Genomic DNA, 25099 nt, shown 5'->3' with positions numbered 1-25099 from the left:
ACGGTTTTAATCGTGCAGTTTACCGTGGTCTTTTAACCACGCTGCGGTGCGCGAAACGCCCTCATCCAGGGTAACGATCGGCTGATAACCAAGTTCCTGCTGGGCGCGGGAGATATCGAGGGTAAAGTCGAAATTGAGCTTTGAGACGCCGTAATGGGTGAAGGCCGGTTCTTTTGCCGATTTATTACCGAAATGCTCCATGCTACGGGCGATAATATCCAGCATCGGATAGGGCACCGAACGGATTCTGCACTTGATGCTCAGCTCGTCAATAAGCTTCTGCACAATGCTACGCAGCGTCCGCGGCTCGCCGTTGCTGATATTCCACGCCCGCGCGGAAGGTAAGTGATCGCACTGCGGCTGACTGGCCAGCCACATCGCATGCACCGCATTTTCGTAGTAGGTCATATCCACCAGCGCGTTACCGCCGCGCGGCAGGAGCACGCTGCCGTAGTGGCGCATCATCTGCACCATTCGCGGAATAAAGACCTTATCATGCGGCCCGAACAGGCTTTGCGGGCGCAATATCGTAAAGCGGGTATGCGGGTTCGCCTGCGCCAACAGATTGATAACCTCTTCGCTGGCCGCCTTGCTGCGGGCGAATTCATTGGCGAAGCGGTGCGGGCGGAAATCTTCCTGAATATCGCGATGGTGGTGATAATCGAAATAGAGCGAAGGTGATGAAATATGGACGAAATTGCGTACGCCCCAGGCCACGGACCATTCGCCAAGGCGGCGCGTTGCGCGAACGTTGGCTAAATCGAAGGCTTGCTGGGTTCCCCACGGCGAGGTAAAGCTGGAACAGTGCCATAGCGTATCGATACCGGCGAGCATCACTTTAGCCTGCGAAGAGACCAGTTCGGTTAGATCGGCAGGAATAAATTCCGCGCCCATTTTGCTCAGAAGCTTACCCATCGCTTCGTTGCGCCCGGTTGCTCGCACGCTGATGCCCTTGTTGCGCAGATATTCCACCGCATTACGGCCTAATCCGCTGGTCGCACCGGTAACCAGTACCTTCATATCAATCTACTGTCCCAGAAAAGAATTTCGTGCGCATTTTTCCGTGATTCTCCCGAGTATGCAATGAGAATCATGAAAGAATAACGCTTAATCTTCGTTTTTGCCTGTGATTTGCTCGGCCTGGCGGGCGATGCGTCGCGCCATGCCGCGAAAAATAAACAGATGCGCCGGGATCATCAGCAGCCAGTAGAACAGGCCAGGCATGCCGTGTGGATGCCACCAGGCGCGAACGTCGAGCTCGCGATGGTCGCCTTTATCGCGAATGGTAAAGCTTAAACGACCAAGACCGGGAGCTTTCATGCCAAACAATAGGGTTAACTGTTGTTCTTCTTCCACAATAATCACTTTCCAACTGTCGACCGTATCGCCGGTTTGCAGATAGTCATGCCGCGGTCGCCCCTTGGCCAGGCGGTGGCCGACCAGCAGATCCATGGCGCCGCGGATTTTCCACAGGATATTGCCGAAGAAGTACCCCTCTTTGCCGCCGATTTGGTTCACCACTCGCCACAGCGCCTTACGGCTCGCCCGGGTGCTAACGGTGCAGCCTGCCTGCTTGGGGTAATAGCCATACTCCGGCCGCCAGCGGGCGAAAGCCTGGGCGTCGTAGCCCCAGTCGCTGGAGTTCACCAGCTGTTCTTCCTCTTTCAGGGTACGACGCACCGCCTGATCGAAGGGAATCAAGGTTTGCGGGATCAGCGCGCGTAGCGAACGATCGTCGGCGATCAGATCGTGCTTGAGCCCCTGAATTAGTGCTTTAGCGATGGTGGGGGGCACCGAGGTGATAACGTTCAGGAACCACACCGAAATCCAGCGGGTCGGAAAGGGGATAGGGATCAACAGGCGATGCCTACCGCTGACCGCCATAAAATGGGTGAACTGCTGCTGATAGCTGAGAACATCCGGGCCGGCGGCCTCGAAAACGCGGTGTTCACGGGCCGGATGGTTGAGTAACTCCACCAGATAGTAGAGCAGGTTTTCCAGCGCGATGGGCGTGGTGCGCGATCGAACCCAGCGCGGCGGCGTCAGCACCGGCAGGTTGTAAACCATGTCGCGCATCACTTCAAAAGCGGCGGATCCGGCGCCGACGATGATACCCGCCCGTAACTCGGTGACGGGGATCCCTGACTCGCGTAGAACATCGGCCGTCACCTGGCGGGCGCGCAGATGGTCGGACTGCTCCTGCGCCGGAGCCTGCAGCGAGCTGAGAAATATCACCTGGCGCACCGGCGTCTGACGCAAAGCATCGCGCACGTTAACGGCGACCCGGCGTTCATGAGCGATGAAATCACCGCCTTCGCCCATGCCATGCACCAGGTAGTAAAGGGTATCGACCCCGCGAAGCAGAGCAGGGAGATCCTGCGGCTGATTGAGGTCGATAGCGTGGCAGGTGACGCCGGGAAGATCGAGCTTCTGCAGCCTGTCGATATGGCGTGCCGCCGCCAACACCGGATAACCTCGCGCGCTTAATTCGCGCACCAGATGCTGGCCAATATAGCCGCTGGCGCCAAGCACCAGAATAGATTGCGACACGCCTGACTCCTTAGCGTTGTAAAAAGGCTTGCCAGTGACCGACCACTTCCGTCAACTGCTGGCGGTTAACATCGAGATGCATGACCAGACGCACGACAGGCGAGGCGTTGATCAACACGCCGCGGGCCTGCATGAATTCGCCGAGCGCCCGAGCCTGCTCCTCACCGACGCGCACGAACAGCATGTTGGTGTCGTGGCGCATCACGTCAGCGCCGACGGCGCGAAGCTGTTCCGCCATCCACGCGGCGTTGTCGTGATCCTCCTGCAGACGGGAAACGTTATTCTGCAGAGCATACAGACCGGCGGCGGCCAGAATGCCTGCCTGACGCATCCCGCCGCCGACCATTTTACGCCAGCGAATGGCGCGGCGGATGTACGCTTCGTTGCCCAGCAGCAGAGAACCGACCGGCGTACCGAGCCCTTTTGACAGGCAAATGGTGAACGAATCGCAGTACTGCGCGATATCGCGCAGCTCGCAGCCGTACTCTACAACGGCGTTGAAGATACGCGCGCCATCGACGTGTAGCGCCAGATTGCGCTGGCGGGTGAACGCCCAGGCCTCTTGCAGATAGCCGCGTGGCAGCACCTTACCGTTGTGCGTGTTCTCCAGGCTTAACAGGCGGGTGGGGGCGAAATGGATATCGTCGGGCTTTATTTTGGCCGCCACTTTATCCAGCGGTAGCGAACCGTCCGCCGCGGCATCGATCGGCTGCGGCTGAATGCTGCCCAGCACCGCAGCGCCGCCGGCTTCATACAGATAGTTATGCGCGCCCTGGCCGACGATGTACTCTTCGCCGCGCTGACAGTGGCTAAGCAGGCCAACGAGGTTGGCCTGGGTGCCGGTAGGCAGAAACAGCGCCGCCTCTTTACCTGCGAGCTCAGCGGCATAGCGCTGGAGTTCATTGACGGTCGGGTCGTCGCCATACACATCGTCCCCGACCGGGGCGGCCATCATGGCCTCCAGCATGGCGCGCCCGGGGCGGGTTACGGTATCACTGCGAAGATCTATCACGGCATATCCTTGTTCTGATTCAGGGTGATAGCATTGTTTTACCTGAGCCAGTTGGTTTTCGCTAGTTCAATGACTTCGTCTCCGCGTCCGCTGATGATCGCGCGCAGCATATACAGGCTAAAGCCTTTAGCCTGCTCCAGCTTAATTTGCGGCGGGATCGCCAGCTCTTCCTTAGCGACAACTACATCGACTAATACCGGACCGTCGGTGCTAAAGGCGGTCTGCAGCGCCTCATCAACCTCAGAGGCTTTCTCGACGCGTATCCCTTTGATCCCGCAGGCTTCGGCAATGCGGGCGAAGTTGGTGTCGTGCAGTTCGGTTCCATCGGTCAGATAGCCGCCGGCTTTCATCTCCATCGCCACGAAGCCGAGAATGCTGTTATTAAAAATGACGATTTTTACCGGCAGCTTCATCTGCGCCAGCGATAAAAAGTCACCCATCAGCATGCTGAAGCCGCCATCACCGCACATCGCGATGACCTGGCGATGCGGCGCGGTCGCTTTGGCGCCAATAGCCTGCGGCATGGCGTTGGCCATCGAGCCGTGGTTAAACGAACCCAGCAGGCGGCGTTTGCCGTTCATTTTCAGATAGCGCGCCGCCCAGACGGTAGGGGTACCGACGTCGCAGGTAAAGATCGCGTCGTCGTCGGCAAAGCGGCTAATCTGCTGCGCCAGATACTGGGGATGGAGCGCTTTCTCGCTGGGTTTGGCGAGATCGTCAAGCCCTTTACGCGCTTCGCGATAGTCCTCCAGCGCTTTATCGAGAAAGCGGCGATCGGTTTTCTCTTCCAGCAGCGGCAGCAGCGCTTTCAGGGTCGATTTGATATCGCCCACCAGCGCCATATCCACCTTACTGTGCGCGCCGATGCTACCGGGGTTGATGTCGATCTGGATAATTTTGGCGTCGGTGGGATAGAACGCGCGATAGGGGAACTGGGTGCCGAGCAGGATCAGCGTGTCGGCGTTCATCATGGTATGGAAACCGGAAGAGAAGCCGATAAGCCCGGTCATGCCAACATCGTAAGGATTATCGTATTCGACGTGCTCTTTGCCGCGCAGAGCATGGACGATAGGGGCCTTAATTTTCGCCGCAAACTCCACCAGCTCCTGGTGCGCGCCGGCGCAGCCGCTGCCGCACATCAGGGCAATATTACTCGAGTAACGGATAAGCTGCGCCAGCTTGTGCAGCTCTTCGTCCGCCGGGGTGACCGTGGGCTGCGGCGCATGATACCAGTGGCTGCTGGCGCTTTCCGGAGCCGGTTTCAGCGCTACGTCGCCGGGCAACACAACTACCGAAACGCCGCGGTTAATGACCGCCTTACGCATGGCGATAGCCAACACCTGCGGAATTTGCTCCGGAGTGGAGACCAGCTCGCAGTAGTGGCTGCATTCGCGGAACAGCTCTTGTGGATGGGTTTCCTGGAAATAACCGCTGCCGATTTCACTCGAGGGAATATGGGCGGCGATGGCCAGCACCGGTACGTGGTTGCGATGGCAATCGAACAAACCGTTAATCAGATGAAGGTTGCCCGGCCCGCAGGAACCGGCGCAGACCGCCAGCTCGCCGGTGAGTTGGGCTTCGGCACCGGCGGCAAAGGCGGCAACCTCTTCATGCCGGGTCGGCATCCATTCGATGGTCCCCATGCGGTTTAAACTGTCGCTCAAGCCGTTGAGGGAATCCCCGGTTACGCCCCAAATACGTTTAACGCCAGCTTGTTCAAGGGTTTTTGCAATATATGACGCCACGGTCTGTTTCATGGTTTTCCATCTCCTTTTTGTGATAACGCTATCAAGCTTAGATGAAACTACAGGTCGCGTTGCCGATTGCCCCTTATTTTTCGCTGGTTTTATTGGCGGAATATTGCGCATACTCTGGGAACACATAGGGTGTAAAACAGGAAGCACATCAAATGGTTAAGGGATTGTTAAACACAGTAAATAAAACGCTATCGCATGAAGATGCCGGTAAACTCTTGTTACGACTTGCCGTTGGCGGCTTAATGTTGTTTCACGGTCTGCATAAGCTAATCGACGGCGTGGATGGCATTAGCGGGATGCTGGTCGCGAAAGGGCTACCGGGGTTCATTGCCTACGGCGTGCTGGTGGGGGAAGTCGTCGCGCCTTGTTTACTTATTCTTGGCGTCTTGACGCGCCCGGCGGCGCTGGTGCTGGCGTTCACCATGGCGGTCGCCTGGTTGATGGTCGGGACGGGTAAAACTTTCGCGCTGGATGCCGTCGGCGCATGGGCGATTGAAAGCCTGGTCTATTTCTTTATCGGCGCGTTGGCGATTGCGCTATTAGGGGCCGGGCGGTATTCGTTGGCCAGTCAGTCGGCCTGGCGGTAAAAAAGTGCCGGATGGCGGCATTAATGCCGCCATCCGGCCTACGGTCCGTGCGGCCTGCCTTTAATTTATTCACCACGCTGGCTGACACTATTGGTGCTGGTGATCTCAAAATCCCCCGGTGGCGCTACCGCTTACCGGGGCTACAGCACGATGCGATTTGGTAGCCCGGAGAAGGCGCAACGCGCCGCGTCCGGGAAAACCCTTAAAAAAGTTGCAAACCGATAACAGTGCGGCCTGCCTTTAATTTATTCACCATGCTGGCTGAAACTGTCGGTGTTGGCGGCCTCAAAATCGCTGAGACGTTCCCGGAAGGCCGGGGCAGCCCGCATGGATGCGGGCTGAGGGCCGTGTTTTGCAAGGACGCTGCCTCGGCCCGACCCGAAGCCTGCAGGGATAAGTCGAAGGTACCACGAAGTGGCGATTTTGGCGGCCAGAGCCCGGGGGTACAGGGGGCGGCGGCGACTGGCCGCCCCCTGTACGCTCCCTGCGCCATGAGGGGCATAACGCAGAAGAAATATCGGAGCGCAATGTGCTCAGAATTAACACAAAGCACATGTTTTCCCCGACCAAAACCGTTGCAAACCGATAACAGTATCTACGGCCCTGTAGCCCCGGCAAGCGGTAGCGCCACCGGGGATTTTGACCTCAGGCGAGAACCAGATCGCTCTGCGGGTGGCAGGAACAGGCCAGCACGTAGCCGTCGGCGATTTCCGCATCGGTCAGCGTCATGGTGCTGGTAACGCTGTATTCGCCGGCAACCACTTTGGTTTTGCAGCAGCCGCAGACGCCAGCGCGGCAGGCGACGGTCACCGGTACCTTATTGCTTTCCAGCGCTTCCAGCAACGTGGTGCCGACCGGCGCGTAGAACGTTTTCGCCGGCTGCAGCTTAGTGAATTTCAATCCGTCGGAAGCGGCTTCCGCCACCGGGGTAAAGAACTTCTCTTTAAAGAAACGCGTCACGCCAAGCGCCGTCACTTCCTGTTCCACCATCTCCATATAAGGCGCCGGGCCGCAGGTCATCACGGTACGGCTGGCTAAATCCGGCACGCTTTGCAACAGCTCGCGAGTGAGGCGCCCGGCGATAAAGCCCGGCGTCGCGTCGTTTTCCGCCACCAGCGTGACCGGGTATTGACGCCACTCTTCGGCAAAAATCACATCCTTCGGCGAACGCACGTTAAAGATAACCTGCACATCCGCCTGCGGGCGGTACTTCGCCAACCAGCGGCGCATCGACATAATCGGCGTCACGCCGCAGCCGGCGGCCAGCATCAGAAAACGATCGCTTGTTTTATCTTCACAGGTAAATTCGCCCATCGCATCCGACAGCCAGATATAGTCGCCGCGTTTCACATCGCGGGTTAACCACTGTGAGCCTGCGCCATCGTCAATACGACGAACGGTCAGCGTAATGTATTCACTGACCCCGGGCGTTGAGGAGAGCGTATAGGCGCGCAGCGTATCCGCCGAATGGCGCACGCTAACCAGCGCGTACTGCCCGGCACGATAGGGATAATAGTCGTGGCACAGCAACGAAATCGTCCATACGTCCGGCGTTTCCTGCTGAATATGATGAACCTGCATTCGCCACGGGCACTGTTGAGTTGGCATTGTCATGCGGTGACTCCTTATGCGCTCAGCAACTGCTGCATATCTTGTTCTACGGTAGTGACGGAACGCAGACCGAACTTCTCGTTGAGGACAGCCAGCAGGTCCGGGGTGAAGAAGCCAGGCGCGGTTGGGCCGGTGACGATGTTTTTCACCCCGAGCGACAGCAGCGTCAGCAGGATGACGATGGCTTTTTGTTCGAACCAGGAGAGCACCAACGACAGCGGCAGATCGTTTACGCCACAGCCCAGTTTTTCCGCCAGCGTTACCGCGAGAATAATCGCCGAGTAGGCATCGTTACACTGACCGGCATCGACCAGACGTGGCAAGCCTTCGATATCGCCGAAATCCAGTTTGTTGAAGCGATATTTACCGCATGCGAGGGTTAAAATCAGGCAGTCGTCCGGTACGCTGGTGGCGAAATCAGTGAAGTAGTTACGTTCGCCGCGCGCGCCGTCGCAGCCGCCGACGAGGAAGATGTGGCGCAGTTTTTCACGGCTGACCAGATCAATCAGCGTATCCGCCGCGCCGAGCAGCGTCTGGCGGCCGAAGCCGACGGTGATCAGATGCGGGATTTCGCTATACGGGAAGCCGGCCATTTGCTGCGCCTGGGTGATAACCGGGGAGAAATCTTCGCCTTCCAGATGGTTGACGCCCGGCCAGCCGACGATGCTGCGGGTCCAGATGCGATCGTCGTAAGCGCCGACGGTCGGGTCGATGATGCAGTTGGAGGTCATTACGATGGGGCCCGGGAAGCGGGCGAATTCAACCTGCTGGTTCTGCCAGCCGCTGCCGTAGTTGCCGATCAGGTGTTTGAACTTACGCAGTTCCGGATAACCGTGCGCCGGCAACATTTCGCCGTGGGTATAGACGTTAACGCCGGTACCTTCGGTCTGCTCCAGCAGGTTATAAAGATCTTTCAGATCGTGGCCGGAGATCAGGATGCACTTACCTTCGGTGGCTTTAACGTTGACCTGAGTCGGCGTCGGGTGGCCATATTTCGTGGTTTCACCGGCGTCGAGGATGCTCATCACTTTGAAGTTCATCTGGCCGATTTCCATCGAACATTCCAGCAGAGCGTTCATATCGGCAGGCCAGGTCCCCAGCCACGCCATGATTTTATGGTACTGGGCGTAAATGTCGTTGTCGTACTGGCCGAGCACGTGCGCGTGTTCCATATAGGCCGCAGCGCCTTTCAGGCCGTACAGGCACAGCAGGCGCAGGCCGAGGATATTTTCACCGATCGCGGCCTTGTCTTTATTTGGCGTATAGTCCGCCGCCTGACGTTGCAGATCGCCCAGATCATCGCTAACCAGCTGCAGATCGGCGACCGGGCTGTCGACGGCGGCGTTGGCGTCAATATTCAGGCATTGCGCTTTCAACGCCTCGCGCATCGCGATCGCCTGACGGGCGTAGCCGACGATACGCGGCGAGTCGAAGTTCACGTTGGTCAGAGTAGAGAAGAACGCGCGCGGGGCGAAATTATCCACCTCATGATCGATGATGCCATATTCACGTGCCTTAACGGCCCATGCGGAGAGCCCCTGCAGCGAAGCAATCAGCAGATCCTGCAAATCGGAGGTTTCAGCGGTTTTACCGCACATACCCTGCGCGTAAGAACAGCCATTTCCTGCCGGCGTACGGATAGTTTGTTCACATTGCACACAAAACATGATCACACCCTTTAAAGTTATATTTTAGATACATGTTTAAGGTTATGCCTGTGTCTGTACGGAGAAAAGGTATTTCTGATACAACTTAAAGGGAGATTGATTTAGCGCAATTTTGGCGGTAGGGATCTACCGCCACAGGGGGATCAGGCTGAGAAGAACGCCATCAGCACCGGCACCAGCAGGCTGAGGATAAAACCGTGTACGATGGCTGCAGGCACGATTTCCACGCCGCCGGAGCGCTGTAGCACCGGCAGAGTAAAGTCCATCGAGGTTGCGCCGCACAGCCCAAGCGCGCTGGAGCGGCTACGCATTACCATGCCCGGGATCAGCATAATAGCCAGCAGCTCACGGGCCAGATCGTTAAAGAATGTGGCGCTGCCTATGACCGGGCCGTAGGATTCGGTCATCAGGATCCCCGAAAGGGAGTACCAGCCGAATCCGGACGCCATCGCCAGACCGGTTTTAATGGGCAGACCAAGAATAAGGGCATTAATCACTCCGCCAAATAATGAACTGGCTGCGACCACTACCGCGACAATCATGCCACGACGATTAAGGACTATTTGCCGTAATGTCATTCCATTATTACGTAGCTGAATACCGATAAGGAATAATAAGAAAATTAAAGTATATTCGCTGGCTTCGGTCGCATGTTGTAAAAAAGAGAGGCCGCTTAACCCCAACAGAAAACCAATTAGCACGACGCCAAGCAGCTGCAGCGACTCGAGAGCCATCGCCAGGCGCGAGGGTAATTTTTCCGGACGATGCTTAACCCGCCACGGCATTTTTTTATCCAGCCATAGCAGTGCTGCAATATTGCACAGAATAATTACCACAATGCTGACCGCGGAGTAATGCAGTATTGATAACAGATTGCTGCTGAGGTTATCGAGGAAGGCAAGGCTAATCCCCATGAAAAAGAGGATGACGTAAACAATCCAGCTAAGCAGCCGGGTAATCAGTTTCAGTGCGGAAGGGTGACGCAGAGGAATCAGATAGCCGACAATCAACGGCAGCAGAATGATTAATAGTCCCGAAAACATGAACGGCAAGGTCCTTGCAAATTAAGAATAGCGCCAATGACACTACCCAATTCGCCAGGCCGAGTAAAGCTGTCGGCAAAAAGAAAAAGCCCGGCATCGCCGGGCTTCTTGCGAGGATTAGTCGCGTTTTTCGAGCAGGGTGCGGTACAGCACGCCGCCGAGGATACCGCCGATGATTGGCATCACCCAGAACAGCCACAGCTGCTGCAGCGCCCAGCCGCCCTGGAAGATAGCGACCGCGGTGCTACGCGCCGGGTTTACGGACGTGTTGGTGACCGGAATGCTAATCAGGTGAATGAGGGTCAGCGCCAGGCCGATAGCGATCGGCGCAAAGCCCGCCGGGGCGTTTTTATCGGTCGCACCGTGGATAACCAGCAGGAATCCGCAGGTCAGCACGATTTCGATAACGATAGCGGACAGCATCGAGTAGCCGCCCGGGGAGTGTTCGCCGAAACCGTTTGAAGCGAAGCCGCTCGCGGCAGCGTCAAAACCGGCTTTACCGCTGGCGACAACGTACAGCACCGCGGCGGCAATAATACCGCCGACCACCTGGGCGATAATATAACCGATGACGTCTTTAGCCGGGAAACGACCGCCGGCCCACAGACCTAAAGTGACCGCCGGGTTAAAGTGACCGCCGGAAATATGACCCACGGCAAAAGCCATGGTTAATACGGTTAAACCGAAGGCCAGGGCGACGCCGGCAAAACCAATTCCCAATTCCGGGAACGCTGCTGCCAGCACTGCGCTGCCGCAGCCGCCGAATACGAGCCAGAATGTGCCGAAGCACTCTGCTGCTAATTTTCTGAACATAACCACCTCAAATAATAATGTAAACGAACACGTTATGACGTGCCGGTCTTTATTTATCGACGCAAAGGATGACGATAAAAATAAAGCGTCGCTATTTTAGGGACGAACGCCACCCTCGGACTAGTTAAATAAATTGATGTAATTTGATTTAGAGCAATGAGATGATTTTCCTTTCACCATGCATGATTTATGCAAGTGTAGAACACAACGCTGAAAAATAAACTACTACCGAAGATGAATTAATTTATTAATTATATGAAATCAAGAGCCGATACCTTACAAACTCATTTGCTTCTGGATTCCATTGTCGGCGTGGGAAGCAGGGGGTGCCATGTCGTCTGCGCCTCGCTATACTGCTGATTACTGAAGGAGAATGTGGGCCAGGCGGAGGGGATATGCATCTTGAGCGTGTAGAGATCGTCGGATTTCGCGGTATCAACCGTTTATCGTTGATGCTCGAGCAAAACAATGTGCTAATCGGCGAAAACGCATGGGGTAAATCCAGCCTGCTGGACGCTCTGACGCTGCTTTTATCGCCTGAGTTTGACCTGTACCATTTCGTGCGCGATGACTTCTGGTTTCCCCCCGGCGATATTCAGGGGCGGGAGCATCATCTACATATCATTTTAACTTTCCGCGAGAATGAACCCGGGCGCCATCGCGTGCGCCGTTTTCGTCCGCTTAGCGATTGCTGGGTGCCGTGCGATGACGGCTACCAGCGTATTTTCTATCGCCTTGAGGGCGAGCTGGCGGATGACGGCAGCGTCATGACCCTGCGTAGTTTTATTAACTGCCAGGGAGAGGCGCTGGAGCTGCATGATATTGACGATCTGGCGCGCCACCTGGTACGCCTGATGCCGGTGCTGCGCCTGCGCGACGCCCGCTTTATGCGCCGAATTCACAACGGTACCGTGCCGCATTCGCCGCAAATTGAAATTACCGCCCGGCAGCTGGATTTTCTTTCCCGCGAGCTGGTCAATCACCCGCAAAATCTCACCGATGGGCAAATCCGCGAAGGGCTGTCGGCGATGGTGCAACTGCTAGAACATTATTTCGCCGAGCAGAGCAGCGCGCAAAGCCGCAATCGCCTGATGCGCCGACGTTCTCATGATGAACAACGCAGTTGGCGCTATCTCGATATTATTAACCGAATGATTGATAAACCCGGTGGTCGTAGTCACCGGGTGATCCTGCTTGGGTTGTTCTCCACTTTATTGCAGGCGAAGGGGACCGTCCGCCTCGATCGCGATGCGCGGCCGCTGCTGCTGATTGAGGACCCGGAAACGCGTCTGCATCCGATCATGCTTTCGGTCGCCTGGCATTTACTGAATCTGTTGCCGTTGCAGCGAGTCACCACAACCAATTCCGGCGAACTTTTGTCGTTAACGCCGGTTGAACAGGTGTGTCGGCTGGTACGTGAATCGTCCCGCGTCTCGGCGTGGCGGCTCGGTCCCGGCGGGATGAATGCGGAAGATAGTCGCCGCATTGCGTTTCACATTCGCTTCAACCGCGCGTCATCGCTGTTCGCCCGCTGCTGGTTGCTGGTGGAAGGCGAAACGGAAACCTGGGTTATCAACGAACTGGCGCGCCAGTGCGGGCATCATTTCGACGCTGAAGGGGTGAAGGTTATCGAGTTTGCCCAGTCCGGGCTTAAGCCGCTGATTAAATTCGCCCGCCGGATGGGGATTGAATGGCATGTGCTGGTTGACGGCGATGAGGCCGGTAAGAAGTATGCCGCTACGGTGCGCGGGCTACTCAACAACGATAACGAACTGGAACGCGTGCACTTAACCATGCTTCCGGCGATGGATATGGAACACTTTATGTATCGTCAGGGGTTCGACGATGTTTATCATCGGGTGGCGCAGATCCCGGATAATATGCCGATGAACATGCGCCGGGTGATCACTAAAGCTATACATCGTTCATCGAAACCCGATCTGGCGATAGAGGTCGCGATGGAGGCTGGGCGGCGGGGAATTGACGCCGTCCCGACGTTGCTGAAAAAGATGTTTTCCCGCGTGCTGTGGCTGGCGCGCGGGCGCGCTGATTAGCCCAGCGGCGAAAACCGTGCCATGTTACGCCGCAAGACAAAGCCGCAGCCCAACATCAATAAACATTAAGCATTGCTAAAATTCTGGCTTCTGTTCGCCGCCGCTTCCGTTAGAATCATCCTCCGGGCTGCGGGGAATAGATCAGGAATTTTTTATGACATTGAATGGAAAACGCAGGAAAGTCTGGTGGCTGTTGGCGCTGGTGGTGGTTATTGCGGCTATCTGGGGGTGGCGGATTCTGAACGCGCCGTTGCCGCAGTATCAAACGCTGGTGGCGCGTAAAAGCGATCTGCAGCAGAGCGTACTGGCGACGGGCAAGTTAGATGCGCTGCGTAAAGTCGACGTCGGCGCGCAGGTCAGCGGCCAGTTGAAGACGCTGCGCGTCAATATTGGCGATAAAGTACAGAAGGACCAGTTACTGGGGGTTATCGACCCGGAGCAGGCTGAAAACCAGATTAAAGAAGTCGAAGCGACGCTCATGGAGCTGCGGGCGCAGCTTAAACAGGCGCAGGCCGAACGTAAGCTTGCGCAGGTAACCTTAGCGCGCCAGCAACAGTTGGCGCAGCGCCAGCTGGTATCACGCCAGGATCTGGATACCGCCGCCACCGATGTGGCGGTGAAAGAGGCGCAAATCGGCACCATCGAGGCGCAGATCAAGCGCAACCAGGCGACCCTCGACACCGCGAAAACCAACCTCGACTATACGCGCATCCTGGCGCCGATGTCCGGCGAAGTGACACAAATTACCACCCTGCAGGGGCAAACGGTGATTGCCGCCCAGCAGGCGCCGAATATTCTGACCCTGGCTGATCTCAGTACCATGCTGGTGAAGGCCCAGGTTTCGGAAGCGGACGTAATCCATCTTAAGCCGGGGCAAAAGGCGTGGTTTACGGTACTCGGCGACCCCCTGACCCGCTACGAAGGTACGCTGAAGGATATTCTGCCGACGCCGGAAAAGGTCAATGATGCCATATTTTATTATGCGCGTTTTGAAGTCCCTAACCCGCAGGGGATCCTGCGTCTTGAGATGACCGCGCAGGTGCATATCCAACTGGCGGAAGTGAAAAATGTGATTACTATTCCGCTCAGCGCGCTGGGCGATGCCATCGGCGATAACCGCTACAACGTGCGTCTGCTGCGCAACGGGGAAGTGAAAGAGCGTGAAATTGTTATCGGCGCGCGTAACGATACCGATGTGGCGGTGGCGAAAGGGCTGGAAGAGGGCGATGAGGTCATTATCAGCGAAAGCACGCCCGGAGCGGCAAAATGACGGCGCTGCTCGAACTGCGTGATATTCGCCGCAGTTACCCCTCGGGCGACGGCGAAGTTGAAGTGCTAAAGGGCATCACCCTCAGTATTGCCGCAGGGGAAATGGTGGCAATCGTTGGGGCTTCCGGTTCCGGTAAATCAACGCTGATGAACATCCTTGGCTGCCTTGATAAGCCCACCAGCGGCACCTATCAGGTTGCCGGGGTCGACGTGGCGCATCTGAGCGGCGATGAACTGGCCAGGCTACGCCGTGAGCACTTCGGTTTTATTTTCCAGCGTTACCATCTGTTGTCGCATCTGACGGCGGCGCAAAACGTCGAGGTTCCTGCCATCTATGCCGGTAAAGAACGACGGGTTCGCCTTGAACGCGCGCGCGATTTGCTCTCTCGTTTGGGGCTGGGCGAGCGGGCGGAATACTTCCCTTCGCAGCTTTCCGGTGGCCAGCAGCAGCGCGTGAGTATCGCCCGCGCCCTGATGAACGGCGGCGAGGTGATCCTCGCCGATGAACCGACCGGGGCGCTGGATAGCCGCTCAGGCGAAGAGGTCATGGCCATCCTGCATCAGCTTAAGGCGCAAGGGCATACGGTGATTATCGTCACCCACGACCCGCAGGTCGCGGCGCAGGCGGAAAGAATCATCGAACTGCGTGACGGTGAAATTGTGCGTAACCCACCGCCGTTATCGCTGGAGAAAGGCGGCGTGCTTCGCGCCGAAAACCGTGCGGAGCCTTCCATCTGGCGTCAGTTCAGCGGTGGTTTTCGCGAGGCGCTGGTGATGGCCTGGCGGGCGATGGCGGCGAATAAAATGCGTACGCTGCTCACCATGCTTGGCATCATCATTGGTATCGCTTCGGTAGTCTCTATCGTAGTCGTCGGCGATGCCGCGAAACAGTTGGTCTTAGCCGATATTCGCGCCATTGGCACCAATACCATCGATGTTTATCCCGGCAAAGATTTCGGCGACGACGATCCGCGTTATCAGCAGGCGTTAAAATATGACGATCTGCTGGCGATTCAAAAACAGCCGTGGGTGAGCTCCGCAACGCCGGCAGTATCGAAAAGCCTGCGCCTGCGCGCCAATAACATCGACGTGGCTGCCAGCGCCGAAGGCGTTGGCGCGCAATATTTCAACGTTTACGGCATGACGTTCAGCGAGGGAAATACGTTCAATGAGCTGCAGCTGAATAGCCGGGCGCAGGTGGTGGTGCTGGATAGCAACGCCCGTCGCCAGTTATTCCCCCATAAAGCAAAAGTGGTCGGCGAGGTGATTTTGGTCGGTAATATGCCGGCGACGATTGTCGGCGTGGCCGATGAGAAACAATCGATGTTCGGCAGCAGCAAAATTCTCCGCGTCTGGCTGCCTTATTCCACTATGGCCGGACGGGTGATGGGGCAATCGTGGCTTAACTCGATAACCGTCCGCGTGCAGGAGGGCTACGATAGCGCCGCCGCTGAGCAGCAGCTGGTGCGGTTGCTGGAACTCCGCCATGGCAAAAAAGATGTTTTCACCTGGAATATGGACAGCATCTTGAAAACGGCGGAAAGGACCACACATACTTTACAGCTGTTCCTGACCCTGGTGGCGGTGATCGCGCTGGTCGTCGGCGGGATTGGGGTAATGAATATCATGCTGGTGTCAGTCACGGAACGCACCCGTGAAATCGGTATCCGCATGGCGGTTGGCGCCCGGGCCCGGGATGTACTGCAGCAGTTTCTTATTGAAGCGGTACTGGTTTGCCTGGTGGGCGGCGCCATCGGAGTGAGTTTGTCGTTGATGATCGCGTTCATTCTGCAACTGTTCTTACCCGGTTGGGAAATCGGTTTTTCGCCGCTGGCGCTGTTGACCGCATTTTTGTGTTCGACGTTAACCGGGGTGCTGTTTGGCTGGTTGCCGGCGCGTAATGCGGCGCGATTAGACCCGGTGGATGCGTTGGCGCGGGAGTAATGAGATAAAAATGCCAGTCAGAAGGACTGGCATTTTATTAGCAGGATGTACACAATGAAGCAAAAGAGTTATGCAGCCGTTTCTGCTTCCACAGGAACAATCACGCTGGCGTGATTGCCTTTCGGCCCCTGGTGAACATCAAACCGAACGGATTGCCCGGCTTTTAGCGTTCTGTAACCATCCATCTGGATGGTGGAGTAATGGGCGAAAATGTCTTCGCCGCCGCCCTCAGGGCAAATAAAACCGAACCCTTTGGCATTGTTGAACCACTTAACAGTACCCATTTCCATACTTCGACATCCTTCGTAAATCTTTATAAGTAAGATGGAATGAACCGGTAGGGGAGTCACGAGTTGTACAATTGCTCGCCAACTCTCGCCAGTACAATTTAGAGAAATACGGAAATGCGTCAAGCAATTGACGAGGGTGAACGGTGAAAAATGCGTCAAAATTTGAAGCAGTTAACGCTATTGCTGGGGAATGTGACAGGCGTCGCGGATGGAAGCAATAGATGATAGTTATCTATGATCTATTGTAGATTTGTAACGTGCATAACCTCAGATCATCGACAGGCCGCGGCCTGTTGGCAACAGCAACCGATGACGAACATTGACGATGAGTAAGAGAGATTGGCTGGACTTCGATCAACTGGTAGAAGATGAAGTTCGTGATGCGCTTAAACCACCATCTATGTATAAAGTGATATTAGTCAATGATGACTACACTCCAATGGAGTTTGTTATTGACGTGTTACAAAAATTCTTTTCTTATGATGTAGAACGTGCAACGCAACTGATGCTCACGGTTCACTATGAAGGTAAGGCGATTTGCGGCGTTTTCACCGCCGAAGTTGCGGAAACCAAAGTCGCTATGGTGAACCAGTACGCGAAGGAGAACGAGCATCCATTGCTGTGTACGCTAGAGAAAGCCTGATTACAGGCATGAAAATTGGGGGAGGTGCCTATGCTCAATCAAGAACTGGAACTCAGTTTAAACATGGCTTTCGCCAGAGCGCGCGAGCACCGTCATGAATTTATGACCGTCGAGCACTTGTTGCTGGCTTTACTCAGCAACCCCTCGGCACGCGAAGCGCTGGAAGCCTGTTCCGTGGACCTGGTCGCTTTGCGTCAGGAACTTGAAGCCTTCATCGAACAGACCACTCCCGTCCTTCCGGCAACGGAAGAAGAGCGAGACACCCAGCCGACGCTAAGCTTCCAGCGCGTGCTGCAGCGTGCGGTTTTTCACGTCCAATCCTCCGGTCGCAGCGAAGTGACCGGCGCCAACGTACTGGTCGCGATTTTCAGCGAGCAGGAGTCGCAGGCCGCCTATCTGCTGCGTAAACATGAAGTCAGCCGCCTTGATGTGGTGAATTTCATCTCTCACGGCACGCGCAAAGACGAGCCCAGCCAGCCTTCGGAAAACAACGCGAGTCAGCCGGGTAACGAAGAGCAAGCAGGCGGGGAGGATCGTATGGAAAACTTCACCACCAATCTTAACCAGCTTGCGCGCGTGGGCGGCATCGATCCGCTGATTGGCCGCGATAAAGAGCTGGAGCGTGCCATACAGGTATTGTGCCGCCGCCGTAAGAACAACCCGCTACTGGTGGGTGAATCCGGCGTCGGCAAGACCGCGATTGCGGAAGGGCTCGCCTGGCGTATCGTCCAGGGTGACGTACCGGAAGTGATGGCGGATTGCACCATTTACTCGTTGGATATCGGTTCGCTGCTGGCTGGGACCAAATATCGCGGCGATTTTGAAAAACGCTTTAAAGCGCTGCTGAAACAGCTTGAGCAGGATACCAATAGCATCCTGTTTATCGATGAGATCCATACCATCATCGGCGCAGGCGCAGCCTCAGGCGGTCAGGTTGATGCGGCTAACCTTATCAAACCGTTGCTGTCCGGCGGCAAGATCAGGGTGATTGGCTCCACGACTTACCAGGAATTCAGCAACATCTTTGAAAAAGATCGCGCGCTGGCGCGTCGTTTCCAGAAAATCGACGTGACCGAACCTTCTGTCGAAGAGACGGTGCAGATCATCAACGGCTTGAAACCGAAGTACGAAGCGCACCACGATGTGCGTTATACCGCCAAAGCGGTACGTGCGGCGGTCGAGCTGGCGGTGAAATACATCAACGATCGTCATTTGCCGGATAAGGCAATTGACGTGATCGACGAAGCGGGCGCGCGGGCGCGGCTGATGCCGGTCAGCAAACGCAAGAAAACGGTCAATGTGGCGGATATCGAGTCCGTGGTTGCGCGCATCGCGCGTATTCCGGAGAAGAGCGTCTCCCGCAGCGATCGCGATACGCTGAAGAACCTTGGCGATCGCCTGAAAATGCTGGTCTTTGGTCAGGATAAGGCGATTGAAGCGCTGACTGAAGCGATCAAGATGGCGCGTGCCGGGCTTGGCCATGAGCATAAACCGGTTGGTTCTTTCTTGTTCGCCGGGCCGACCGGGGTAGGGAAAACCGAAGTCACCGTGCAGCTGGCGAAAGCGCTGGGCATTGAGCTGTTGCGGTTTGATATGTCTGAGTATATGGAACGTCATACCGTTAGCCGCTTGATTGGCGCGCCTCCGGGATACGTCGGTTTCGATCAGGGCGGGCTGTTGACCGATGCGGTGATCAAACATCCGCACGCGGTGCTGCTGCTTGATGAGATCGAAAAAGCGCATCCGGATGTCTTCAATATCCTGCTGCAGGTGATGGATAACGGTACGCTGACCGATAACAACGGCCGTAAAGCGGACTTCCGCAACGTGGTGCTGGTGATGACCACCAACGCCGGGGTGCGTGAAACCGAGCGTAAATCGATTGGTCTTATCCAGCAGGATAACAGTACCGATGCGATGGAAGAGATCAAAAAGATCTTTACGCCGGAGTTCCGTAACCGTCTCGACAACATCATCTGGTTCGATCACCTCTCTACGACCGTGATCCATCAGGTGGTAGATAAGTTTATCGTCGAGCTGCAGGTACAGCTGGATCAGAAAGGCGTGTCGCTGGAAGTGAGTCAGGAAGCGCGTGACTGGCTGGCTGAGAAAGGCTATGACCGGGCAATGGGTGCGCGTCCAATGGCGCGGGTGATTCAGGACAACCTGAAGAAACCATTGGCGAATGAGCTGCTGTTTGGTTCGCTGGTGGACGGCGGTCAGGTCACCGTTGAGCTGGATAAAGCTAATAACGTGCTGACTTACGGTTTCCACAGCGCGCAAAAGCACAAACCGGAAGCGGCGCATTAAATAAATTCTGAATTGTTCAGTGATAAAGACCGGGCTGGTGACAGCCCGGTCTTTTTTTATTAGCGTTAAAACGGATGGATGTAACCACAAGGACGAAATGATGAAATGTGCAAAAATGTCGTGCTGCGCCTCGCTGGTGCTGCTTTCTTTTAATGCTCTGGCGCAATGTCCGGATATGACGGGTAGCTACCGCTTTAGCGGTGCTGATAGCCCGTTTTACCTGGTCAAAATCTCGGGGCAGTCAACCTATCACGCTTATTTTCCCGCCGGTTCGGATAAATATGTGCACTCTCGCAGCGTCGATGTGCCTGCGGAAAAACGCAAAGAGGAGCAAATTCCCGCGTGCGCCCTGTTGCTCAAAGGGGCAGGAATGCTGGTAAAAATGGAGAAGGGAAAGAAAATTAACACCATGAGCCAGTCACAAAACTATATGACGGAGAAAACTATTACTACCGATTATGGCTTAATGGTTTTTTCCGGCTTTGCCTCAGACTTTATCGGTGTCGATAAACTGAGCGCCCATGTGCCGAAAGAAGCGCTAAACAATACTCTACCGATAGCTAAAGAGATGGCTGAGTAAATCGGCGCGGTAGGCAGAAATGAAAAGACCGGGCATTGCCCGGCCTTCAGCATCTGACGCCTTAGCGGCGGAAACAATTAGCGACTACGGAAGACAATGCGGCCTTTGCTCAGGTCGTACGGGGTCAGCTCAACAGTCACTTTGTCGCCCGTCAGAATGCGGATGTAGTTTTTACGCATTTTACCGGAAATATGCGCAGTTACCACGTGACCGTTTTCCAGTTCTACGCGGAACATAGTGTTAGGCAACGTTTCAAGTACGGTGCCCTGCATTTCAATATTGTCTTCTTTGGCCATCTAGTCCTCTGGGGTATCACTACCGTAGTTTTGAACCGGCAAGATAATGCCGAAGTTCATCAAGTATGTAAAGTTTTACGTATACCCAAAACAGTTCGCGTCGCAGGCTGGCGATAAATAATTACGCGCAGCCAGCGCCTGTAGCTTAAAACATGACGGGTATAAATCGCCGAAGTAGTTTTGGCGCATTGCCCGGAATACACGCGGTGAAACCACATGACAGGCGCAAACGTAAAGGGCAGTGACAGAACGATGGGCGTTATCTGACTCTTATTATTCCCAAACGGCGGCGGGGCAACAGGCAGAAGCTACTCTACCGCGCAATTATACCACCACGCTAAGAAATGTGCTGAAAACATTTATCCATTACCGGTAAATAGCACCCGTGGTACCCAAAATCGCTCCGGTAAGCGGTAGGTGCGTAATACGGAAAGGTAATCGAGATAATCGCGGCGCGGAATTTCAATCGCCCCTAAAGAGGCGGTGTGCGCGTTAAGTACCTGACAGTCAATTAATCTACCGCCATCCTGGGCAAAAGCCTGACAGAAGATCATCAGCGCGGTTTTAGAGGCATTTTCCGCCCGGCTGAACATCGATTCGCCGCAAAACAGCGCCCCCTGCGCCACGCCGTACATGCCGCCGACCAGCGTCTCCTCATCCCACACTTCTATTGAATGAGCATGACCGAGTTCATGTAACTGGTGATAGGCCTGAACGATGCTGGGAGTGATCCAGGTGCCTTCATCACGATGGCTGGCGCAGCCCTCGATAACCTGGCCGAAGGCGTGGTTAAGCGTCACCCGATAGGGAGAGCGTTGATGAAAGCGCTTCATGCTGCGGCTAAAGTGGAATTGCTCCGGCCACAGCACGGCACGTGGGTCGGGCGACCACCATAAAATAGGGTCGCCGGGAGAAAACCATGGAAAAATACCGCGCTGATAGGCCATGAGCAGGCGAGCGGGGCTCAGATCGCCGCCCAGCGCCAGCAGGCCATTTGGTTCACGCAGGGCGCCTTCCGGGGAAGGGAAGGCGATAGAGTCACGAGAGAGCTGAACCAGACGCATTTTTGACCTCAATACGCACCAGCAATTGTTGACAATAATAGCTTACAGACGTTGCTTAAACTGGTAATAGCGGCCCTGTTTCGCCAGCAGCTCTGCGTGACTACCTTGCTCAATAATTTGTCCGTTGTCCATGACTATTATCTGATTAAACCGCGCCAGTCCACGCAGGCGGTGGGTGACCATCAACACGGTTTTATCGCGCATCACTTCGCTAAGTAAATCAAGGATCTGGCTTTCCGTTGTCGCATCGAGGCCTTCGGTAGGTTCATCAAGCAGCATTAGCGGCGCATTGTGCAATAGCGCGCGGGCGATAGCCAGTCGACGTAGCTCGCCGCCGGAAAGCTGACGACCGCCCTCGCCGAGCCAGCTATTCAGGCCGCCATCTTCCAGCAGTTTGTCGAGACCGACGCGCTTGAGCGTATCGCTGAGCTCGCCGTCGCTGGCCTGCGGCGCGGCAAGCAGCAGATTATCGCGCAGCGTCGCGCTGAACAGATGTACTCGCTGCGGTACGACGCTCATCGCCTGGCGCAGAGTCGTTTCCGACAGATCGCTAAGAGGCTGACCATTTAGCTGAATCTGGCCGCTGGCCGGATCCCAGGCGCGGGTCAATAACTGTAGCAGAGTCGATTTACCGCAGCCGGTACGGCCAAGAATGGCGATATGCTCACCCGCCGCGACCTGTAGCGAAATATCGTTCAGCGCCGGTGTCGACTGTTGCGGATAGCGGAAGGTTACCTCGTCCAGGGTAAGCGCTACCCGGGAGATGCTTTGCGGCGCCTGCTGGCTGAACGTCACTTCGGGCTGCTGCTCGGTGATCTGCGTAATGCGACGCGCTGACGCGATGACCTGGCCGAGATGCTGGAAGGCGCCGGTGACCGGTGCCAGCGCTTCAAATGCCGCTAAGGCGCAGAAAACGAAGAGGGCGATGAGCGCCCCCGGCTGGCTATTACCGCCAACGCCGTCGGATGCCATCCACAGCATGGCGATCACCGCGATGCCGCCAATCAGCAGCATCAGCGCCTGCGATAGGGCGGTGAGCTCAGCCTGGCGGCGCTGCGCCTCTTGCCAGCGCTGTTCCGTTTTTTCCATCTGTTTACGGTAGCGATCGCTGGCATTAAACAGCGTTAACTCGGCTTGCCCCTGTAGCCAGGAGGTGAGTTGCTGGCGATACTGCCCGCGGAGCTGGGTGATCTGCTCCCCGGTCGGTTTACCGGCACGGTAAAACAGCGGCGGCAGCAGGAGTAGCGTCGCCAGCATAATGCCGCCAAGCGTCAGCGCCAGGGTGACGTCAAGTACGCTTAAGCCGATGGTTACCACCAGGATGACCACCAGCGCGCCAACCAGCGGCGAAATCACGCGCAGATAGAGGTGATCCAGCGTGTCGACATCAGCCACGATGCGGTTGAGTAACTCGCCCTGGCGAAAACGCGCCAGCCCGGCGGGAGAGAGCGGCAGTAGTTTGCTAAACGTGGCGACGCGCAGATGCTGCAATACCCGGAAAGTGGCGTCATGGCTTACCAGACGCTCAAAGTAGCGGCCGGCGGTACGAATAATCGCCGCGCCGCGAACGCCCGCGGCGGGCAGCATGTAGTTAAAACTGTAAATGCCGGCGACCCCGACCACGGCGGAGGCAGACAGGAACCAGCCGGAAAGCGTCAACAGCCCGATACTTGCCAAAAGAGTGACGATAGCCAGCACCACGCCGAGAGTCAGCAGCCATTTGTGGCGTTTGTATAGCGCCAGATAGGGTAATAGTGCGCGCATTTAAATTTCCTCCTGGCGATGTGCTAACAGTGAGGCAAACGCGCCGCCGGCGGCAGAAAGCTGCGCATAGTCGCCTTGCTCGACAATCTGACCATTCTGCATTACCCAGATAGCATCCCAGTCGACCAGCCCTGCCAGTTGGTGAGTGACCATCAGCGTGGTCTGCTCGGTCGACGCGTTAGATAGCGCCTGCATGACACGCTGTTCGCTATGGGCATCAAGGCTGGCTGCTGGTTCATCCAGTAGCAACAGGCGGCACGGTACCAGCAGCGCGCGTGCAACGGCAACTCGCTGGGCCTGGCCGACCGAAAGGCCACCAGCCTGATCGCCAACCGGGGTATTAATACCTTGCGGCAGTTGGGAGATAAACTCGCTAACCCAGGCCTTATCCAGGGCCAGCTGTAGCTGCGCTTCCGTGGCTTCTGGCCACGCCAGCAGCACGTTTTCCCGCAGAGTGGCGGCGGGCAGCTGCGGGTTCTGTCCGACCCAGCTAATTAGCCGACGCCAGCGTTCAGCATCGAGATCGCGCAACTCGACGCCGTTGACCTGTAGCGAACCTTCATAGGGAAGAAAGCCGGTCAGCGTATTCAGCAGCGAGCTTTTACCGGAGCCGCTCTGGCCAACCAGTACCACACGTTCTCCGGCGTTCAGGGTGAAAGTAAGCGGGCCTGCCAGCGTTTTGCCATCCGGTGATTTGACTATCAGATCGCGGGCTTCAAGGCGAATCAGTTCATGATCGCTCAGCGTTTTCTCGCCCCTTTGAGCCTGCGCCAGCGGAGTTTCCATAAAGGTCTTCAGGCTATCCGCGGCGCCAATGGCCTGCGCCTTGGCATGGTAAAATGTACCTAAATCACGCAGCGGCTGGAAAAACTCCGGCGCCAGAATCAGGGTTAAAAAACCGGACATCAGCGTGACGCCGACGCCGTAGTGTCCGAAGTCGAGCTCGCCGAGGTAGGAAAAACCGAAATAGACTGCCACCAGCGCGATGGAAAGCGAGGTAAAGAACTCCAGCACGCCGGAGGAAAGGAAGGCCAGACGCAGGACTTCCATCGTCCGCTGGCGGAAATCCTGCGATGCGTCGCGAATATTATTGATTTCCGCTTCGCCGCGGTTGAACAGGCGCAGCGTTTCCATGCCGCGCAGGCGGTCAAGGAAGTGGCCGCTAAGGCGACCGAGGGCGAGGAAGTTACGCCGGTTAGCATCGGCGGCGCCCATCCCTACCAGCGCCATAAAGAGCGGGATCAGCGGGGCGGTGCCGAGCAAAATTAGCGCGGCAGCCCAGTTGCTGGGGAAGATAGTGATAACAATTAGCAGCGGCACGCAGGCGGCCAGCGTCATCTGCGGCAGATAGCGCGCGTAGTAATCATGCATATCATCGATTTGCTCAAGGATGAGCGTCGCCCAACTGCCGGCGGGTTTTCCCTGAATCCAGGCCGGGCCCGCCTGCTGAAGGCGGTCCAGCACCTGGCGGCGAATTTCATAACGGATATGCTGGCCGGCGTGGAAGCCGACGCGTTCGCGTAGCCACACCACCCAGGCGCGCAGGATCAGCACCAGCGCCAGCAAGGTAAACGGCAGCAGCAGCGCCGTCGCCGGGATATTTTCCATAATCATTCGGTGAAGTATTCGCGCCAGGAACCACGCCTGAGCGACGATCAACAGACCGCTCACGACGCCCAGCAGGCGAGAAATCATCAACCAGCGACGGGAGATAATGCTTTTTTCTTTTAACCAGCGGGTTAACTCTTGTTGACGGGTTTTATTCATTGCGCGCTTAGCAGGTGTCGTTATGAGATTTTTGGGCACGGCAATGTTACAACGAGGCAAAAATAAAGGCGACTTTTC

20 protein-coding genes are annotated in these 25099 nt (G+C 56.2%); 7 read left to right on the top strand and 13 right to left on the bottom strand.

Annotated elements, in window-relative coordinates; translation table 11 throughout:
* Window positions 1–6 precede the first annotated feature (6 nt).
* The 4 genes from ABLV78_RS17200 to poxB form a co-directional block, all read right to left on the bottom strand.
* Window positions 7–1020, bottom strand: coding sequence for a 3-beta-hydroxysteroid dehydrogenase (locus tag ABLV78_RS17200; protein WP_047049052.1), 1014 nt, complete (start codon window positions 1018–1020; stop codon window positions 7–9).
* A gap of 87 nt (window positions 1021–1107) precedes the next feature.
* The gene (locus ABLV78_RS17195) at window positions 1108–2550 is read right to left on the bottom strand and encodes an SDR family oxidoreductase (RefSeq protein WP_047049050.1); all 1443 of its coding nucleotides are present in this window, start codon (window positions 2548–2550) and stop codon (window positions 1108–1110) included.
* A 10-nt stretch (window positions 2551–2560) separates the two neighbouring features.
* Window positions 2561–3562, bottom strand: coding sequence for a low-specificity L-threonine aldolase (gene ltaE, locus ABLV78_RS17190; RefSeq protein WP_045396282.1), 1002 nt, complete (start codon window positions 3560–3562; stop codon window positions 2561–2563).
* Window positions 3563–3600: 38 nt separating this feature from the next.
* The gene (poxB, locus tag ABLV78_RS17185) at window positions 3601–5319 is read right to left on the bottom strand and encodes a ubiquinone-dependent pyruvate dehydrogenase (RefSeq protein WP_045396281.1); all 1719 of its coding nucleotides are present in this window, start codon (window positions 5317–5319) and stop codon (window positions 3601–3603) included.
* Between the two features lie 152 nt (window positions 5320–5471).
* On the opposite strand from poxB, the gene ABLV78_RS17180 reads away from it, so the two are divergent.
* Window positions 5472–5906, top strand: coding sequence for a DoxX family protein (locus ABLV78_RS17180; protein ID WP_047049046.1), 435 nt, complete (start codon window positions 5472–5474; stop codon window positions 5904–5906).
* A 645-nt stretch (window positions 5907–6551) separates the two neighbouring features.
* Here the strand turns inward: ABLV78_RS17180 and hcr are convergent.
* The 4 genes from hcr to aqpZ form a co-directional block, all read right to left on the bottom strand.
* The gene (gene hcr, locus ABLV78_RS17175; RefSeq protein WP_047049043.1) at window positions 6552–7520 is read right to left on the bottom strand and encodes an NADH oxidoreductase; all 969 of its coding nucleotides are present in this window, start codon (window positions 7518–7520) and stop codon (window positions 6552–6554) included.
* Window positions 7521–7531: 11 nt separating this feature from the next.
* Window positions 7532–9184 carry a hydroxylamine reductase gene (gene hcp / locus ABLV78_RS17170; protein ID WP_045396269.1) on the bottom strand — a complete coding sequence of 551 codons (1653 nt, stop codon included), beginning with the start codon at window positions 9182–9184 and terminating at the stop codon, window positions 7532–7534.
* 143 nt (window positions 9185–9327) lie between these two features.
* The gene (locus ABLV78_RS17165) at window positions 9328–10227 is read right to left on the bottom strand and encodes a LysO family transporter (protein ID WP_047049040.1); all 900 of its coding nucleotides are present in this window, start codon (window positions 10225–10227) and stop codon (window positions 9328–9330) included.
* 117 nt (window positions 10228–10344) lie between these two features.
* Entirely contained in the window at window positions 10345–11040 is a 696-nt protein-coding gene (aqpZ, locus tag ABLV78_RS17160) for an aquaporin Z (protein WP_015367500.1), read from the bottom strand.
* 395 nt (window positions 11041–11435) lie between these two features.
* Between aqpZ and ABLV78_RS17155 the strand changes: the two genes are divergently transcribed.
* From ABLV78_RS17155 to macB, 3 genes are all read left to right on the top strand, one after another.
* The gene (locus tag ABLV78_RS17155) at window positions 11436–13094 is read left to right on the top strand and encodes an ATP-dependent endonuclease (RefSeq protein WP_045396265.1); all 1659 of its coding nucleotides are present in this window, start codon (window positions 11436–11438) and stop codon (window positions 13092–13094) included.
* A gap of 154 nt (window positions 13095–13248) precedes the next feature.
* On the top strand, window positions 13249–14364 hold the full coding sequence (macA, locus tag ABLV78_RS17150) for a macrolide transporter subunit MacA (RefSeq protein WP_045396263.1): 1116 nt from the start codon (window positions 13249–13251) through the stop codon (window positions 14362–14364).
* The gene (macB, locus tag ABLV78_RS17145) at window positions 14361–16307 is read left to right on the top strand and encodes a macrolide ABC transporter ATP-binding protein/permease MacB (RefSeq protein WP_047049037.1); all 1947 of its coding nucleotides are present in this window, start codon (window positions 14361–14363) and stop codon (window positions 16305–16307) included. Before macA ends, macB begins: the two co-directional genes overlap by 4 nt.
* Window positions 16308–16375: 68 nt before the next feature.
* On the opposite strand, the gene cspD is transcribed toward macB, so the two are convergent.
* On the bottom strand, window positions 16376–16597 hold the full coding sequence (gene cspD / locus ABLV78_RS17140) for a cold shock-like protein CspD (protein ID WP_015367495.1): 222 nt from the start codon (window positions 16595–16597) through the stop codon (window positions 16376–16378).
* A gap of 325 nt (window positions 16598–16922) precedes the next feature.
* On the opposite strand from cspD, the gene clpS reads away from it, so the two are divergent.
* Genes clpS through ABLV78_RS17125 form a run of 3 tightly spaced genes read left to right on the top strand, consistent with a single transcriptional unit; the run spans window position 16923 to window position 20130 of the window.
* Window positions 16923–17240: an ATP-dependent Clp protease adapter ClpS gene (gene clpS, locus ABLV78_RS17135; protein WP_015367494.1), complete on the top strand. Its 318-nt coding sequence runs from the start codon at window positions 16923–16925 to the stop codon at window positions 17238–17240.
* Between the two features lie 30 nt (window positions 17241–17270).
* Complete coding sequence (gene clpA, locus ABLV78_RS17130) at window positions 17271–19550, top strand: ATP-dependent Clp protease ATP-binding subunit ClpA (protein WP_015367493.1); 2280 nt, start codon at window positions 17271–17273, stop codon at window positions 19548–19550.
* Between the two features lie 19 nt (window positions 19551–19569).
* A complete protein-coding gene (locus tag ABLV78_RS17125; RefSeq protein ID WP_141097056.1) occupies window positions 19570–20130 on the top strand; it encodes a hypothetical protein in 561 nt (186 codons plus the stop codon).
* Between the two features lie 77 nt (window positions 20131–20207).
* Here ABLV78_RS17125 and infA read toward each other — a convergent pair whose 3' ends face one another.
* The 4 genes from infA to cydD form a co-directional block, all read right to left on the bottom strand.
* The gene (infA, locus tag ABLV78_RS17120; protein ID WP_001040187.1) at window positions 20208–20426 is read right to left on the bottom strand and encodes a translation initiation factor IF-1; all 219 of its coding nucleotides are present in this window, start codon (window positions 20424–20426) and stop codon (window positions 20208–20210) included.
* A 359-nt stretch (window positions 20427–20785) separates the two neighbouring features.
* Window positions 20786–21490, bottom strand: coding sequence for a leucyl/phenylalanyl-tRNA--protein transferase (aat, locus tag ABLV78_RS17115; RefSeq protein ID WP_045396250.1), 705 nt, complete (start codon window positions 21488–21490; stop codon window positions 20786–20788).
* 42 nt (window positions 21491–21532) lie between these two features.
* Window positions 21533–23254 carry a heme ABC transporter ATP-binding protein/permease CydC gene (gene cydC, locus ABLV78_RS17110; RefSeq protein WP_047049032.1) on the bottom strand — a complete coding sequence of 574 codons (1722 nt, stop codon included), beginning with the start codon at window positions 23252–23254 and terminating at the stop codon, window positions 21533–21535.
* On the bottom strand, window positions 23255–25021 hold the full coding sequence (gene cydD, locus ABLV78_RS17105; RefSeq protein WP_047049029.1) for a heme ABC transporter permease/ATP-binding protein CydD: 1767 nt from the start codon (window positions 25019–25021) through the stop codon (window positions 23255–23257).
* Window positions 25022–25099 lie beyond the last annotated feature (78 nt).

Origin of the sequence: Klebsiella sp. CN_Kp075 (genome assembly GCF_040065055.2) — a bacterium.
Classification (GTDB): Bacteria; Pseudomonadota; Gammaproteobacteria; order Enterobacterales; family Enterobacteriaceae; genus Klebsiella; species Klebsiella aerogenes.
The sequence above is the reverse complement of the archived record's forward strand: the minus strand, read 5'-3'. Positions and strand labels throughout refer to the sequence as shown.

Bases quoted from the DNA above. Each gene is read 5' to 3' on its own strand.
- ABLV78_RS17200 (WP_047049052.1), bottom strand. From the start codon at position 1,020: ATGAAGGTACTGGTTACCGGTGCGACCAGCGGATTAGGCCGTAATGCG.
- poxB (WP_045396281.1), bottom strand. From the start codon at position 5,319: ATGAAACAGACCGTGGCGTCATATATTGCAAAAACCCTTGAACAAGCT.
- ABLV78_RS17180 (WP_047049046.1), top strand. From the start codon at position 5,472: ATGGTTAAGGGATTGTTAAACACAGTAAATAAAACGCTATCGCATGAA.
- hcr (WP_047049043.1), bottom strand. From the start codon at position 7,520: ATGACAATGCCAACTCAACAGTGCCCGTGGCGAATGCAGGTTCATCAT.
- hcp (WP_045396269.1), bottom strand. From the start codon at position 9,184: ATGTTTTGTGTGCAATGTGAACAAACTATCCGTACGCCGGCAGGAAAT.
- ABLV78_RS17165 (WP_047049040.1), bottom strand. From the start codon at position 10,227: ATGTTTTCGGGACTATTAATCATTCTGCTGCCGTTGATTGTCGGCTAT.
- aqpZ (WP_015367500.1), bottom strand. From the start codon at position 11,040: ATGTTCAGAAAATTAGCAGCAGAGTGCTTCGGCACATTCTGGCTCGTA.
- ABLV78_RS17155 (WP_045396265.1), top strand. From the start codon at position 11,436: ATGCATCTTGAGCGTGTAGAGATCGTCGGATTTCGCGGTATCAACCGT.
- macA (WP_045396263.1), top strand. From the start codon at position 13,249: ATGACATTGAATGGAAAACGCAGGAAAGTCTGGTGGCTGTTGGCGCTG.
- macB (WP_047049037.1), top strand. From the start codon at position 14,361: ATGACGGCGCTGCTCGAACTGCGTGATATTCGCCGCAGTTACCCCTCG.
- cspD (WP_015367495.1), bottom strand. From the start codon at position 16,597: ATGGAAATGGGTACTGTTAAGTGGTTCAACAATGCCAAAGGGTTCGGT.
- clpS (WP_015367494.1), top strand. From the start codon at position 16,923: ATGAGTAAGAGAGATTGGCTGGACTTCGATCAACTGGTAGAAGATGAA.
- clpA (WP_015367493.1), top strand. From the start codon at position 17,271: ATGCTCAATCAAGAACTGGAACTCAGTTTAAACATGGCTTTCGCCAGA.
- infA (WP_001040187.1), bottom strand. From the start codon at position 20,426: ATGGCCAAAGAAGACAATATTGAAATGCAGGGCACCGTACTTGAAACG.
- aat (WP_045396250.1), bottom strand. From the start codon at position 21,490: ATGCGTCTGGTTCAGCTCTCTCGTGACTCTATCGCCTTCCCTTCCCCG.
- cydC (WP_047049032.1), bottom strand. From the start codon at position 23,254: ATGCGCGCACTATTACCCTATCTGGCGCTATACAAACGCCACAAATGG.
- cydD (WP_047049029.1), bottom strand. From the start codon at position 25,021: ATGAATAAAACCCGTCAACAAGAGTTAACCCGCTGGTTAAAAGAAAAA.